Source organism: Streptomyces sp. NPDC028419 (genome assembly GCF_055565515.1).
Genome location: NZ_JBVHUE010000067.1, coordinates 1 through 17,066, shown reverse-complemented (window position 1 = coordinate 17,066; position 17,066 = coordinate 1). Strand labels below are relative to the sequence as shown.

Annotated in this window: 2 protein-coding genes and 1 pseudogene; all 3 read left to right on the top strand. The window is 74.9% G+C overall.

Going from position 1 to position 17,066, the window contains the following annotated elements:
- Positions 1-3: 3 nt before the first annotated feature.
- A pseudogene (locus tag ACZ4UB_RS38920) lies at positions 4-105 on the top strand (phosphopantetheine-binding protein); the annotation flags it as partial.
- Positions 106-111: 6 nt separating this feature from the next.
- Positions 112-12,489 (top strand): amino acid adenylation domain-containing protein, encoded by a 12,378-nt coding sequence (locus ACZ4UB_RS38915; RefSeq protein WP_468077925.1) that lies wholly within the window; start codon positions 112-114, stop codon positions 12,487-12,489.
- Positions 12,490-12,506: 17 nt separating this feature from the next.
- A partial coding sequence (locus tag ACZ4UB_RS38910; RefSeq protein WP_468077923.1) for a condensation domain-containing protein occupies positions 12,507-17,066 on the top strand: 4,560 nt, incomplete at its 3' end.

The following is a 17,066-nucleotide window of genomic DNA, read 5'->3' as shown; positions in this document are numbered from 1 at the left end:
GAGTTGGGTGGCGACAGCATCATTTCGATCCAGTTGGTGGGTCGGGCGCGTAAGGCGGGGTTGCATTTCAGTCCCCGGGACGTATTCACACACAAAACAGTGGAGGCCCTCGTGGCTGTCGCCAAGGAGGCCGCCGCACCCGTTCGCGGATCGGCCGACGACGGAATCGGCGGAGTTCCCCTCACCCCCGTCATCCACTGGTTCAGCGAACGCGGCGGTCCGGTCGACCAGTTCAACCAGGCCATGCCCGTCCCCGTGCCCGCGGGCCTGGGGCGCCAGCAGCTCGCCGAGGTCCTCCAGGCCTTCCTGGACCACCACGACGCGCTGCGGCTGCGGCTGACCCGGATCGAGGACGTCGAGGACCTGGAGGACTGGGCCCTGGAGGTCGCGCCGCGCGGCGCGGTCCCGGCCGCCGACCTCCTGCACCGCGTCGACGTGGCGGGTCTGGACGCCGAAGCACTGGCCGCCCTGACCGAGGACGAGTTCGCCGCCGCGCAGCAGCGGCTCGCCCCCGGCGCCGGCACCATGGTGCAGGCCGTCTGGTTCGACGCCGGACCGCGCGCCGTCGGCCGACTTCTGCTGGTCATCCACCACCTGGCCGTCGACGGGGTGTCGTGGCGCATCCTGCTCCCCGAGCTGGAGCAGGCCCTCGCCGCCGCCCTCGCGGGCCGTCCGCTGGAGCTGGAGCCCGTCGGCACCTCCTTCCGCCGCTGGGCCCAGCACCTCGCGGCGGCCGCCGGCGAGCCGGCCCGCATCCGGGAACTGCCCCTGTGGCGGGACGTCCTGTCCACCCCGGACCCGCTGCTCACCGACCGTCCCCTGGATCCCGCGCGGGACACCCTCGCCCGGGCCGGGCACCTCACCGTCGAGCTGCCCGCGGCCGTCACCGAGCCCCTGCTCGGCAAGGTCCCCGCCGCCTTCCGCGCCGGCGCCAACGACGTCCTGCTGACCGCCCTGGCCATCGCCGTCGCCGAGTGGCGCCGGGGCAGGGGCCGGGGCGACGGCTCCGCCGTGCTCGTCGGGCTGGAGGGACACGGGCGCGAGGAGATCGCCCCGGACGTCGACCTCTCCCGCACGGTGGGGTGGTTCACCAGCCTGTACCCCGTGCGCCTGGACCCCGGCACCGTCGGGGCCGCGCAGATCGAGGCGGCCGGCCCCGCCCTGGCCACGGCCCTGAAGGCGGTCAAGGAGCAGCTGCGGGCGATTCCCGACAACGGCATCGGCTACGGCCTGCTGCGCTACCTCAACCCCCGCAGCGCCGTCGCCCTCGCGAAGTTCTCCGAGCCGCAGATCGGCTTCAACTACCTGGGCCACCTGGGCTCCGCCACCGACGCGGACCAGGGCGGTCTCGGCGGCGGCGCGGACCGGGACACGGCCCTGCCCCACACCCTCTCCGTCAACGCCGTGACGATGACGCACGCCGACGGGCCGCGGCTCGGCGCCACCTGGACCTGGCCGGGGGACCTGCTCGCCGAGCAGGACGTGCGCGAGCTGGCGCAGCTGTGGACGAGGGTCCTGGAAGCCCTGGTCGCCCACACCGAGCGGCCCACGGCCGGCGGCGGATTCACCCCCTCCGACCTGCCCCTGGTGGCCCTGACGCAGGACGACATCCACGCGCTGGAGGCGGCCCAGCCCGGCCTGATCGACGTGCTGCCGCTCTCCCCGCTCCAGGAGGGCCTGCTCTTCCACACCGCCTACGACCAGCGGGCCGAGGACGTCTACATCACGCGGCTCGCCGTGGACGTGCGCGGGAGCCTGGACGTCGAGGCGATGCGCGCGGCCGTGCGCGGGCTGCTGGTCCGCCACGACAGCCTGCGCGCCGGATTCCACTACACGGCGGACGGGCGACCCGTACAGCTCATCCCGGACCGGGTCGAACTCGCCTGGCAGGACCTGGACTTCAGCGATCTGGCGGGCGCGGAACAGGAAGCCGCCCTGGACCGGCTGCTGACCGAGGAACGCGGCCGACGCTTCGATCCGCAGCGCCCGCCGCTGCTGCGCTTCACGCTCATCCGGCTGGGCGAGGACCTCCACCGGCTGCTGTTCGCCGCGCACCACCTGCTGCTCGACGGCTGGTCGGCACCCGTGCTGGCCGCGGAGCTCTTCGAGCTGTACGGGCACCACGGCGACGCCGCCACCCTGCCCCCGGTCGCCCCCTACAAGAACTTCCTCGCCCATCTCGCCGCCCAGGACCGGAGCGAGGCGGTGGCCGCCTGGCGCACCGCACTGGCCGGAGTGGACGAGCCCACCCTGGTCGCCCCCGGCGCCGCGGCCGGCGAGTCCGTACTGCCCGGGCGCGTGGTGGACCAGCTGCCGCCGGAGCTGTCGGCCGCGCTCGGCGAGCGGGCCCGTGCGCACGGGCTGACGATGAACGCCGTCGTCCAGGGCGCGTGGGGGATCGTACTGTCGCGGCTCACCGGGCGGGACGACGTGCTCTTCGGCGAAACGGTCTCCGGCCGGCCGCCCGAGCTGCCCGGCGTCGAATCGATGGTCGGCCTCTTCAGCAACACCGTGCCCGTACGGGTCCGCCTCGACCCCGCGCTCTCGCTGATCGACACCCTGGCCCGGGTGCAGGAGCAGCGGGTGGACCTCCTCGCGTACCACTACCTCGGACTCTCCGAGCTGCAGCAGATCGCCGGCCTCGGCACCCTGTTCGACACGGCCGTCGTCTTCGAGAACTTCCCCCCGGAAGCCCAGGACGGGCAGCCGCCGGTGCACGGCCTCACCCTCTCCCAGGTGGACACCCGGGGCGACAACCACTACCCGCTCGGCATGGTGGTGATGCACGAGGGCCGACGGACCGTCCTGAACTGGTACTACCGTCCGGACCTCTTCGACGCGGACGCGGCCCGGGACGTCGTCGGCCAGATGCGCCGGGTGCTGGAGGCCGTCGCCGCCACCCCGGAGCTGCCGGTCGGTCGGCTCGACACCCTCGACGGGGCCGAACGGGAACGGCTGACCCAGGGGTGGAACGGCCCGCTCACCTCCGCCTCCGACGCGGCCGTCACCGAGCTGATCCAGGACCAGGCGGCCCGTACGCCGGACGCCCCGGCCCTGGTGTCCGGTGCGGGCGAGCTCACCTACGGCGAGCTGAACGCGCGGGCGAACCGGCTCGCCCACGAGCTGATCGCCCGGGGCGCCGGACCGGAGACGTTCGTCGCCGTGGCCGTCGAGCGGTCCGCGGAGCTCGTCGTGGCCCTCCTCGCGGTCCTGAAGTCCGGGGCGGCCTACGTTCCGGTCGACCCCGCCCATCCGCGGGAGCGCATCCGCTACGTGCTGACGGACTCCGCGCCGCGGCTGGTGGTCACCACCGGCGAGGTGGCCTCCCGGCTGCCGGACACCGGTGTCGAACGGCTCCTCCTCGACGCCCCGGCCACGGTCGCCGCCCTCGCGCTGCGCCCCACCGCCGACCCCGTCGACGCGGCCCGCACCGCACCCCTGACCAGCGAGAACCCCGCCTACGTCATCTACACCTCCGGTTCCACCGGGCAGCCGAAGGGCGTGGTGGTCAGCCACCGCAGCGTCGTCGACTACCTCCGCTGGACCGGCCGTCTCTACCCGGGAGCCGCGGGCGTCGCACTGCTGCACTCGCCGGTCTCCTTCGACCTCACCGTCACCGCGCTGTTCACCCCCCTGACCGTCGGGGGCGCGGTGGTCATCGGCGACCTGGCCGAGGACGCGGCGCTCACCGCGCGCCTGGCCGCGACGCCGTGCACCTTCATGAAGGCCACCCCCAGCCACCTGCCGCTGCTCGGCGCCCTGCCGCGGGAGTACTCCCCGACGACCGAACTGCTCCTCGGCGGCGAGGCGCTCGTGGGCGAGGCGCTGGCGCCGTGGCGCGAGCGCCACCCGCACGCGACCGTCTGGAACGTCTACGGGCCCACCGAGGCCACGGTGAACGTCACCGAGTACCGCATCGAGCCGGGGGCCGCCGTGCCCTCCGGCCCGGTCCCCATGGGCCGCCCGCAGGGCAACGTACGGGCCTACGTGCTGGACGCGAACCTGCGGCCCGCACCCGTGGGCACGCCGGGCGAGCTGTTCGTCGCCGGACCGTGCCTGGCCCGGGGCTACCTGAACCGGGCGGCCCTGACCGCCGAACGGTTCGTCGCCGACCCCTTCGGCCCGGCCGGGGAACGGATGTACCGGACCGGCGACGTGGTGCGCCGCCAGCCGGACGGGAACCTGGTCTTCGTCGGCCGCGCCGACGACCAGGTCAAGGTCCGGGGCCACCGCATCGAACTCGGCGAGATCGTCGCCGCCGTCGCCGCCCACCCCGGCGTCGCCGCGCAGACCGTGGTCGTCCGCACCGACCGGCCCGACGCCCAGCAGCTCGTCGCGTACGTCGTGCCCGGGCCCGGAGCCGTGGTCGACGGGCAGGCCGTGCGCGAGCGGGTCGCCGGCCTGCTGCCGGAGTACATGGTCCCGGACGCGGTCGTCCTGCTGGACGCGCTGCCCCTGACCCCGAACGGCAAGCTCGACCGCGCGGCCCTGCCCGCACCCGAGTTCACCACCGCCGCGGTCGAGGGCATCGCCCGGACCCCGCAGGAGGAGATCCTGTGCGGCCTGTTCGCCCAGGTCCTGCAGGTGCCGCAGATCGGCGTGGACGACGACTTCTTCGCCCTCGGCGGGAACTCGCTGAGCGCGATCCGGCTGCTCAGCCGGGTGCGGGCGGCCTTCCGCACCGAGGTGGACGTGCGGGCCGTCTTCGACGCCCCCACGCCCGCCCTGCTGGCGGCGGAGATCACCCCCGGCCACCGCGACCGGCCCGCCCTCGACGTGCGTGAACGACCCGCCCAGATCCCGCTGTCGTACGCCCAGCGCCGCCTGTGGTTCCTCGGCCGGCTGGAGGGCGAGAGCAGTACCTACAACATCCCCATCGGCATCAGGCTGTCCGGCGCCCTGGACCGACCGGCGCTGACCGGCGCGCTGGCGGACCTCGTCGCGCGACACGAGAGCCTGCGCACCGTCTTCCCCGAGGAGGGTGGCCGGCCGCGACAGTCCGTCCTGGACCCGGCCGCGGCGGTCGTGCCCGTGGAGAGCGTGCGCACCACCGAGGAGGACCTGCCCGAGGCGATGCGCGCGGCCGCCGAGCGGGGATTCGACCTGGCGGTCCAACTCCCGCTGCGCGCCACCCTGTTCGTCCTCTCGGACACCGAGCACGTACTGCTCCTGAGCGTCCACCACATAGCCACCGACGGCTGGTCGAACGGCCCGCTCGCCAGGGACCTCTCCGTGGCCTACGCGGCCCGCAGGGAAGGGCGCGCACCCGAGTTCGCCCCGCTGCCCGTGCAGTACGCGGACTACACCCTGTGGCAGCGGGAACTGCTGGGCAGCGAAGAGGACCCCGACAGCCTCATCTCGCGCCAACTGGACTTCTGGGAGACCACGATGGCCGGGGCGCCCGCGGAACTGGAGCTCCCCTCCAGCCTGCCGCCCGGGCCCGAGGTGAGCCACCGCGGCGGATCCTTCGAGTTCACCGTCGACGCCGCCCTGCACGCGCGCCTCGCCGACCTGGCCCGCGCCCACCAGGCCAGTCTCTTCATGGTCGTGCAGGCGGGCCTCGCCACGCTGCTGAGCCGACTGGGCTCCGGCACCGACATCCCGATCGGAACCGCCGTCGCCGGCCGCACGGACCAGGCCCTCGACGACCTCGTCGGATTCTTCGTCAACACCCTGGTGCTGCGGACCGACGTCTCCGGCGACCCCACCTTCGCCGAGCTGGTGGCCCGGGTACGGGCCGCGGACCTGGCCGCCTACGCCCACCAGGACGTGCCCTTCGAGCGGCTCGTCGACCACCTGGGCGCCGAGCGCTCCGTGGCGCACAGCCCCCTGTTCCAGGTCTTCCTCTCCTTCCAGAACAACCGGGCCGCCCGGCTGGAGCTGCCGGGTCTGACGGTCGGCGTCGAAACCGTGGAGCTGGCCTCGTCCAAGCTCGAACTGGGCGTGGAGCTCGGCGAGGAACACGACGAGAACGGCGCCCCCGCCGGCCTCGCCGGTCGCGTGGACTACCGGACGGACGTCTTCGACCGCGCCGGTGTCGAGGAGCTGGTGCGACGGTTCGTGACGCTGCTCGACGCGGCCTCCGCGGACCCCGGCCGGCCCGTCGGCCAGCTCGACCTGCTCTCGGCCGCGGAGCGCCGCCAGGTCCTGGAGGAGTGGCACACCACCGGGCGTCCGGTCGCAGCGGCCACCTTCCCGGCCCTCTTCGAAGCGCACGTCGCGAGCGACCCCGAACGGGTGGCACTGGTCTGCGGCGACCGGTCGCTGACCTACGGCGAGCTCAACGCGCTCGCCAACCAGTGGGCCCACTTCCTCATCGCGAGGGGCATCGGCCCCGAACAGCGGGTCGCCGTCGTGGTGCCGCGGTCCGTCGACTGGATCGCGGCCACGCTCGGCGTGCTCAAGGCGGGCGCGGCCTACCTGCCGGTGGACCCCGGGTACCCCGCCGAACGCATCGGGTTCACCGTGCGGGACGCGGCGGCGGCGCTGGTGCTGACCACCCGGGAGACCGCCGGGGACACCGCCGGGGACCAGCCCTCCTGGGCCGCCGGCGCGGTGGTCACCGACGCGCCCGGGACCCGTACCGCGCTGGCCGCGATGCCCGTCACCGACCCGACCGACCGGGACCGCACCGCACCGCTGTCCGTGACCCACCCCGCGTACGTCATCTACACCTCGGGCTCCACCGGCCGCCCCAAGGGCGTCGTGGTCACCCACACCGGATTCGCGAGCATGATCGGCGCGCAGCGGGAGAACCTGCGGGGCGGGCCGGACGCCCGGGTCCTGCAGTCCGTCTCCCCGAGCTTCGACGTGTCCGTCGGAGACCTGGCGCTCTCCCTGCTGAGCGGCGCCGCACTGGTCCTGCCCGAGGGCCACCGTTCCCCCGTGGGGCAGGAGCTGGCCACGCTCATCGAGCGGCACGGCATCACCCACCTGCACACGACCGCGGGCGTCATCTCCACCCTGCCGGACGTCGAACTGCCCACGCTGCGCACCATGGTCACCGGCGGCGAACCCATCGCGCCGCACCACGTGGCGCGCTGGTCACGGGGCCGGCGCCTGATCAACGCCTACGGACCGACCGAGGCGATGGTGTACGCCACGATGAGCGGCGCGCTCACCGGGGACGGCCCGGCCCCCATCGGCCGGCCGCTGTGGAACGCCCGCCTCTACGTCCTCGACGGCACGCTGCGACCCGTACCGCCCGGCACGGCCGGCGAACTGTACCTCGCGGGGGCCGGACTGGCCCGGGGCTACCTCGACCGGCCGGCCCTGACGGCGGAGCGGTTCGTGGCCGACCCGTTCGGGGCGCCCGGCGAGCGCCTCTACCGCACCGGCGACGTCGTGCGCTGGAACGCCGGCGGCGAGCTGGAGTTCGTCGGCCGCTCCGACGACCAGGTCAAGCTCCGCGGCTTCCGCATCGAGCTCGGCGAGATCGAATCGGCGCTCGCGACCTACCCGAAGGTCGCCGACGCGGCCGTGCTCGTCCACGAGGACGCCGCGGGCCGACAGCAACTGGTCGCCTACGTCGTCACCAAGGGGTCCCGGGCGCCGAAGGCGGAGCTGCTCCGCGAGCACCTCGCGGCCCGCCTGCCCGAGTACATGGTCCCCGTCGCCTACACGACGCTGGCGGAGCTCCCGCTCAGCGCCAACGGCAAGGTGGACCGCAAGGCCCTGCCGGAACCCGACTTCGGCGTCCGGCCCCAGGGCCGCGCGCCGCGCGACGCGAAGGAGACCGCGCTCTGCCGACTCGTCGCGGAGGTGCTCGGCGTGGCCGATGTCGGCATCGACGACAGCTTCTTCGAGCTGGGCGGGGACAGCATCGTCTCCATCCAGCTGGTCAGCCGCGCCCGCGAGGCGGGACTCGAATTCACGGCCGCCGACGTACTGCGCCGGCGCACCGTCGAAGAGCTCGCTGCGGTCGCCGTCGTCCTGACGGACGAGGCCGACGGCGACACCGACGCCCACCCCGACGACGACGCGGGCGTCGGGGAGATCCCCCTCACCCCGGCCATGCACCTGCTGCGCGAGCGCGGCGGCGCCTTCGAGCAGCTCAGCGGCACGGCCCTGGTCCCCCTGCCGGCCGACTGGGACGCGCAGCGGATCGGCGCGGCCCTGCGCGCCCTGGTGGACCGCCACGACGCGCTGCGGCTGCGCCTCACCCGCCGCGCGGGCAACCTCCTGTGGAGCCTGGAGGCGCTGCCCCGGGGCGGCGCCGTGGACCTGACGCCGCTGCGCGTCGACGTCCAGGGGCTGGGCGAGGACGACGTCGACGCCGTCGTCCGCGAGCAGGCCGCGGCCGCCCGGACCCGGCTCGCGCCGCAGGACGCGGTCGTGGCGCAGGCGGTCTGGTTCGACGCCGGCCCCGGGACGACCCACCGGCTCCTCCTCGTCGTGCACCGGCTGGCGGCGGACGAGGGCTCCCTCGCCGTCCTGGCGGACGACGTGCGCGCCCTCGGGGAGGGCGAGGCCGCCCCGCTCGGCCGCAGCTACCGGGCGTGGGCGCAGGAGTTGGCCCGGAAGGCGGCCGCACCCGACCTCCTGGAGGAACTCCCGTACTGGGACGCCGTGCTCGGCGCCCCCGCCCCGCCCTTCGCCGACCGCCCCCTCGATCCCGCTCGTGACCTGACCCGTACGGCCCGCAGCCTCGAGCGCGTGCTCCCGGCCGCCGCGACGACGCCGCTCCTCGACCAGGTCACGGCGCGCTTCGCCACCGGCGTGGCGGACGTCCTGCTCGCGGCGGTGGCCGCCGCGGTCGGCGAGCACCGCGGCCGCCGCGGCCAGGAGACCGGGGCCGGTGTCCTGGTGACCCTGGACCGGGACGGCCGGGCCGCGACGCCTGAGCCGGAGCCGTCCCGCACGGCCGGCTGGTTCACCGTGACGCACCCGCTGCTCCTGGACGTCCCCGCACCCGGAGGCACCCTCCCGGAGGGCGACCGGATCGCCTCGGTGCTCAAGTCGACCAAGGAACGGCTCGCCGGCGTCCCCGCCCACGGCGTGGGCTACGGGCTGCTGCGCCACGTCAACCCGCAGACCGTGCCGCTGCTCGCCCGCCACGCCGAGCCGGAGATCCGGTTCGCCTACCAGGGCCGCTTCGCGGACACGGCGCCGCACGGCGCCGGCGACCACCCGGACGCACCGCTCGGCCACGCCCTGCGCATCGAAGCGGCCGTCGTCGACCACGCCGACGGTCCCCGCCTGTCCGTCCGCTGGACCTGGCCCGACGCGGTGCTCACCGAGCAGGACGTGCTCCGGCTGGCCCACGACTGGGAGCGCGCGCTGGCGGCGCTGGTCGCCCACGCGGGACGTGCGGGCGGCGGCGGGCGCACGCCCGCCGACTTCCCGCTGGTGGACCTCAGCCAGCAGGAGATCGAGCACCTGGAAGCGGGCCGGCCCGCCCTGGTCGACGTCCTCCCGCTCACCCCGCTCCAGGAGGGGCTGGTCTTCCACAGCCTCTACAACGACCTGGGGCCGGACGTCTACACCGTCCAGTTCGGGCTCGACCTGGAGGGGCCGCTCGACGCGAGCGTCCTGCGCCGCTCCGTAGGGGCCCTGCTGCACCGCCACGCGAACCTGGGCGTCGGCTTCGCCCACGAAGGGCTCGCCCAGCCCGTCCAGTTCCTGCTGGGCGAGAACCGGCTGCCCTGGGAGGACATCGACCTGAGCGCCCTGGGCGACGCCGAGCGCACGACGGAGGTGGCCCGGGTCATGGAGGAGGCGGCGGCCCGCCGCTTCGACCTCGACCGGCCCCCGCTGCTGCGGTGCGCGCTGCTGCGCCTGGCCCCGGAACGCCACCGCATGGTGATGACCTTCCACCACCTGCTGCTGGACGGCTGGTCGACCCCGATCCTCATCGGCGAACTCGTCCGGATCTACCGGGCCGGCGGCGACGCGGCGCAGCTGCCCCCCGTCCCCGCCTACCGCGACTACCTCGGCTGGCTGGCGGCCCGGGACCGGTCCGCCTCGGACGCCGCCTGGGCGCGCGAACTGGCCGGCCTCGGCGAGCCGACCCTGTTGGCTCCCGCCGACCCCGACCGGCCGCCCGTCGTGCCGGAGAAGGTCTCCCTGATGATGCCGGGCGACGCGACCGCTCGCCTCGCGGCGCTCGCCGCACGGCACGGCTTCACGATGAACACCGTGGTGCAGGGGGCGTGGGGACTGCTCCTGAGCCGGATCACCGGGCGCGACGACGTCGTCTTCGGCGCGGTGGTCTCCGGGCGGCCGCCCGAGGTGCCCGGCATCGAGCGGATGGTGGGCCAGTTCATCAACACCGTCCCGGTCCGCGTCCGCGTCGAGCCCGGGGCCACGGTCGCGCGGTTCCTGCGCGACCTCGCCGACCGGCAGGTGGACCTGATGAACCACCAGTTCGTGCGCCTGATGGACCTCCAGAGGTCGATCGGGACGGGAGAGCTCTTCGACACGCTGCTGGTCTTCCAGAACACGCCGGCGGACGGCGCCGGCTTCGGTGACGGCGGTGACGGACTGCGGGCCGTCGACGTCGAGATGAACGGCGACAACTCGCACTTCCCGATCACCCTCGACGCCGGTCTGGACGGAACCGCGCTGCACTGCCGGATCGGGTACCGGCCCGACATGTTCAGCGGAGCCGAGATCACCGCGCTCCTGGACGCCCTGCGGGGCGTGCTGGAGGGCCTGGCGGCCGGCGCCGACGCACCGGTGCGTGGCACCGGTGGCGACGCGCCCGCCCGCTGGTGGGCCGCGGTGCGGCCGGCGCTCCTGGAGCGCCTGGTGCTGGCCGGACGGTCCGGCGAGGACACGGAACCGGCCGGGCCGGGAGCGCCGACCCCCGAGGTGCGCCGGCGCGAGGAGCTCCTTGCGGGGCTGTTCGCCGAGGTGCTGCGGATCGAGGGCGCGGGACCGGAGGAGGACTTCTTCGCACTGGGCGGCGACAGCATCATGGCCATCCAACTGGCCGGCCGGGCCCGCGAATCCGGTGTGCGGATCGGCCTGCGCGACGTGTTCAAGCACAAGACCGCACGCGCGCTCGCCCGGATGCCCCAGCAGGACGCGGACGCCGTAGCCCGCGAACGGTCCGAGGACGCGGCGGGCGGGCTGCCGCTCACCGCACCGGTGCTCGCGCTCCTCGGGCGCGACGCGCCCGAGGACACGGGGCACCGCGTGCAACTCCTCCCCGTACCGGCGGGCGTGGGGCAGGAGGCGGTGCGCGCGGCGGTGCGGTCCCTCCTGGACCGCCACGACGCGCTGCGGCTGCGGGTGACGCCCGACACCGAGTCCGGCTGGTCGCTGGAGGTGGCCGCGGCCGCCTCGGTCCGTGCGGAGGACCTGATCACCCGGGTCGCCGCCCGGGACGCGGCCCAGGTGGACGAGGAGGTCGCGGCGGCGGTGCGGCGGCTGGCGCCGGCGGACGGCGTGGTCGTGACGGCCGTCTGGTTCGATGCCGGATCCGACACCGCCGGGCAACTGGCGCTCATTACGCACCGGTTGGCCGCCGATGAGGCGTCCGCAGGGGTCCTGCGGCAGGACCTCGAAGCGGCCTGGGAGGCCGCCGGGGCCGGCCGGCCCGTGGCGCCCGCCCCCGCGGCGACCCCGTACGGCAGCTGGGCGCGCGCGCTCGCCGGGGCGGCCCTGGAGCCGTCCCGGGTGGCGGAGCTCCCGCTGTGGCGGGAGATCGTGGCGACCGACGACCCGCTGCTCGCCGACCGCCCGCTGAACCCCGCCGCCGACGTGCGGGGATCGGCGCGCGAGACGGAGCTCACGCTGCCCGCCGGCGTGGCCGAGCCGCTGCTGGGACGGGTCGCGCAGGCGTTCAACGCCGACGTCGAGGACGTGCTCCTGACCGGACTCGCCCTCGCCGTCGCCCGATGGCGCCGCGAACGGGGCGTCGGTGACGGCAGCGCGGTGCTGGTCGCCCTGGAGGGCACGGGCCGCGTGCCGCTCGCCGAGGGAATCGACGTCTCCCGGACGGTCGGGCGGTTCGCCGCCCGATACCCGGCGGCCCTCGACCCCGGTGACCTCTCGCCGGACGAGGTGCGCTCCGGCGACCCGGCCCTGGGCACCGCGCTGAAGGCGGTCAAGGAACAACTGCGCGCGATCGCGGACGGCGGGCTCGGCTACGGGCTGCTGCGCCACCACAACCCCGAGACGGCCCGCAAGCTCGCCGGTCACCCCGAACCCCAGATCGGCTTCACCTACCAGCCCCCCGAGGACCGGCCGCGGCCGACCGCCACGGGCGGCCCCGCGCACACGCCGCTGCGCCACGCCCTGACCCTCTCGGCCGAGGCGGTCCGGGGCACCGACGGAGTGCGCCTGCACGCCCGCTGGACCTGGCCGGACGCGCTGTTCGCCCGGGAGGACGTACAGGAGCTGGCGGAGCTCTGGTTCGAGGCGCTGCACGGCCTGGTCACGCACGCGGAACTCCCCGCGGCCGGCGGCTTCACGCCGTCCGACCTGTCCCTGCTCTCCCTGTCACAGGACGAGATCGACGAATTCGAGAGTGGTCTGAGCTGATGAATGGAACGAGCGACGTGACAAAGCCGGGATTCGTCGACATCTGGCCGCTGGCTCCGCTGCAGAAGGGCATGCTCTTCCACGCCCTCTACGACGGGGGCGACGCCGACAGCGACGTGTACGTGCTCCAGATGACCCTGGACCTGCGCAGCGCCGTCGACGCCGGGCTCCTGCTCGGCGCCGTACGGGCCGTGCTGCACCGCCACGACGCGTTGCGGGCCAGCTTCCGCAACCGCAAGAACGGCGAGCCGGTCCAGGTGATCCTGCGCGAGGTCGAGCCCGAATGGACCGAGGTGGACCTCGGCGGGATCGCCACCGACGCGGAACGCGAAGCCGAGCTGTCCCGGCTGCTGCACGCGGACCGCACGCGCCGGTTCGACCTGGCCGTCCCCCCGCTGCGCTTCACGCTGGTGCGCCTGGCCGACGAGGAGTACCGCTTCGCGGTCACCGCGCACCACATCGTGCTGGACGGCTGGTCCATGCCGCTCGTGCTCGGCGAGCTCATGGCCCTGTACGACAACGGCGCGGACCCGACCGGCCTGGCGCCGGTCACCCCGTACAGCACCTACCTCTCCTGGCTGGCGCGGCAGGACGAGGCCGAGGCCGCAGCCGCCTGGCGCCGGGCCCTGGACGGGATCGACGGCCCCACGCGGGTCGCCCCGGCCGGCGCCGCCCCGGCGGCCGCGCTGCCCGGCAAGCTGCTCCACGCCGTGCCGACCGAGTTGGCCGGCGCCCTGACCGCACGGGCCCGCTCCCTCGGCCTCACGCTGAGCAGCGTGGTCCAAACGGCCTGGGGCCTGGTCCTGGGCAGCCTGACCGGCCGCTCCGACGTGGTGTTCGGCGAGACCGTCTCCGGCCGCCCGCCGGAGGTGCCCGGCGTCGAGAGCATGGTCGGCCTGTTCATCAACACCGTCCCGGTCCGGCTGCGGATCGACGGCGCCCTGCCCCTGCGCGAGCAGGTCCGCCGGCTGCAGGACGCCCAGGCCGAGCTGCTCCCGTACAAGCACCTCGGGCTGGCCGCCATCCAGCAGGCCGCCGGCGTCGGCGAGCTCTTCGACGCCATGACGATCTTCGCCAACTTCCCCGTCGACGCGGACGGCCTGCGGGACTCGGCGGCGCGCATGGGCGCCGTCTCGGCCGCGACCAACGACGCCACCCACTACGCCCTCAACCTGGAGAGCACCGTCCGCGGCGAGCGGATGGAGGTCCGCCTCGACCACCGCCAGGACCTCTTCTCCGCGGACGCCGCCCGCGAGGTCCTCGACCGCTTCCTCGGCCTCCTGGAGGTCTTCGCGCACGAGCCCGGGCGGGAGGTGGGCGCCCTCGAACTGTTCTCCGCCGCCGACCGTGCGCGCCTGGTCCCGGCCGCCCGGCCGGCCCCGGACGCCGAAGAGCACGGGGCGGGGGAGCCGGAAGGACCGGGAGAGGCGCCGCGCGCGCCGCGCGGCGCGCGCGAGGAAACGCTCTGCGCGCTCTTCGCCGAGGTCCTCGGCATCACCGCGGCCGGCGTGCACGACAGCTTCTTCGCGCTCGGCGGCGACAGCATCAGCTCCATCCAACTGGCCCACCGCGCCCGCAAGGCCGGGCTGACCCTCACGCTGCGGGAGATCTTCGCGCACCGGACGCCGGCGCGCCTGGCCGCGCTCGACCCGGGCGCACGGGCCACCCGTACGACCGCGGACGACGGCGTGGGGCCCCTCCCGCTGACGCCGGCGATGCACGCGCAGCTGGACCTGGGCGGGTCCCTCGGGACCTTCCACCAGACGATGTCCCTGCCGGTTCCGGCGGGGCTCGACGAGGCCGGCGTCCGGACCGCCGTGCAGGCGCTGCTCGACGGGCACGACGCCCTGCGGCTGCGGCTGACCCGGGGCTCGGACGCCGCGTGGTCCCTGGAGGCCGCCGCGGTCGGCGCCGTACGCGCCGAGGACCACGTGCGCCGGGTCGCGGGCGCGGACGCGGACGCGGCGCGGGAGGTGCGGGACGCCGTCCTGCGCCTGGACCCGGCCGCCGGGCGGATGCTGGAGGCGCTCTGGTTCGACCGGGGGGCCGATGAGCCGGGTGAACTGGCCCTCGTCGCGCACCACTTCTCGGTCGACGGGGTCTCCTGGCGCATCCTGCTCCCGGACCTGGCCGCCGCCCTCGAAGCCGTCCGCGAGGGGCGACCCGTACGACTGGACCCGGTGGGCACCTCCCTGCGCGGCTGGACCCGGCTGCTGACCGACGAGGCGTCCGCGCCGCACCGCACGGCCGAGCTGGAACTGTGGAAGACGGTCGCGGGCACGGCGGATCCGCTGCTGGCCGCGCGCCGGGTGGACCCGGCGCACGACGTGGTGGGCAGCGGTCGCCGGCTCACGGCGACGCTGGCGGCGGACGTGTCCGAGCCGCTGCTCGGCACGCTGCCGGAGGCGTTCAACGCCGGTGTCGAGGACGTGCTGTTGACGGCCCTCGCGCTCGCCGTCGCCCGCTGGCGCCGCGAGCGCGGGCTCGGTGACGCCGGCGCCGTCCTGGTCGCCCTGGAGGGCCACGGTCGCGAGGAGATCGCCGAGGGCCTCGACCTGTCCCGCACGGTGGGCTGGTTCACCAGCGCCTACCCGGTGTCGCTGGACCCGCGGGCCCCGTCCCTCGCCGGCGCGCTGAAGGAGGTCAAGGAACAGCTGCGCGCGATCCCGGACAAGGGCCTCGGCTACGGCCTGCTGCGCCACCTCAACCCGGAGACCGCCCGCGAGCTCGCCGCCCACCCGACGCCGCAGATCGGCTTCAACTACCTGGGCCGCGTGGGCGCGGCGGACCCCGCCGACCTCGCCGACGCGGACACGGTGCGGGTGCGCGACCTCGGCGACGGCGTCGACGCCGGCCTGCCGCTCGCCCACACCCTGGAACTCGACGCCGCGGCCGTCGCGCACCCCGACGGGCAGCGCCTGGTGGCGTCCTGGACGTGGCCGGCCGAGCTGCTGACGGACGCCGAGGTGGGCGAGATCGCCCGGCTCTGGTTCCAGGCGTTGCGCGACCTCGCCGCCCTCGCCCGCACCGCGGACCTCGGCGGCCTGACGCCGTCCGACCTGCCGCTCGTCACGGTGTCCCAGAGCGAGATCGACCGGCTGGAGGCCGCGCCCGGCGGGCTCGCGGACGTCCTGCCGCTCTCCCCGCTCCAGCGGGGGCTCCACTTCCACGGCCTCTACGACGCCGCGGAGGCGGACGTCTACACCATCCAGTCCGCCCTCGAACTGGAGGGGACGGTGGACGGGCCCGCCCTGCGGGCCGCCGCCGAGGCCCTCCTGCGCCGGCACGACAACCTGCGCGCCCGCTTCGTCACCGGGGACGCGGGCCAGGTGCTCCAGGTCGTCCCGCGCACGGCCGAGCTGCCCTGGAACGAGGTCGACCTGACCGGCCTCGACCCGAGCGCGGCGGACGCCGCCGTCGCGCGCCTGCTCGCCGAGGACCGCGCCGAGCGGTTCGACCTGGAGCGCTCCCCCCTGATCCGCTGCACCCTGATCCGGCTCGCCCAGGACCGCAACCGCTTCGTCCTGACCGTGCACCACGTCGCGGTGGACGGCTGGTCCATGCCGCTGCTCGTCGAGGAGCTCTTCGCGCTGTACGGGAGCCGCGGCGACGACGGCGCGCTGCCGGCGGTGGTCCCCTACCGCGACTACCTCGGCTGGCTCGCGGCGCAGGACCGGCAGGCCTCCGAGGACGCCTGGCGCACGGCACTGGACGGGGTGGACGAGCCGACCCTGCTCGCCCCCGCGGGCGCGGACCGCCCGACCGCCGCGCCGCAGCGGTGGACGCAGCGCCTGCCCCAGGACCTGGTCTCCGCTCTGGTCGCCGTCGGTCGCGAGCACGGCCTGACCGTCAACACGCTGGTCCAGGGCGCCTGGGGCGCGGTGCTGGGCGCGCTCACGGGCCGGGAGGACGTCGTCTTCGGCGCCACGGTCTCGGGCCGACCGCCGGAGCTGGCCGGTGTGGAGAAGATGGTCGGCCTGTTCATCAACACGCTGCCCGTGCGGGTCCGCGTCCCGCACACGGAGCCGCTGCTGGACGTGCTGGTCCGGCTGCAGGAGCAGCAGTCCGCCCTGCTGGACCACCAGTACCTGGGCCTGACCGACCTGCAGCGCATCACCGGCACGGGGGAGCTCTTCGACACGCTCGTCGTGTTCGAGAACTACCCGGTCGACGCGGCCGCCCTGGAGAGCTCCGCACAGCAGCTCGGCGTGGTGGACGCGGCCGTCGAGGACTCCCTGCACTACCCGCTCGGGCTGATCGTGATGCAGCGCGGCGACGAGATGAGCATCCACTGGTCCTTCCGTCCGGATGTGTTCGGGCGGGGGGTGGTGGAGTCGATCGCCGCTCGTGTGGTGCGGGTGTTGGAGTCGGTGGTCGGTGGTGTGTCGGGTGTGGTGGGTTCGGTGTTGTCGGGTGAGGAGCTGGAGTGGTTGTCGGGTGGGGGTGTGTCGGGTGGTGAGGTGCCGGAGGCTTTGACATTCCCGGAGTTGTTCGCGGGGCAGGTGGCGCGGACTCCGGGTGCGGTGGCGGTGGAGTCGGTGGGGGAGTCGTTGTCGTATGCGGAGTTGGATGCTCGG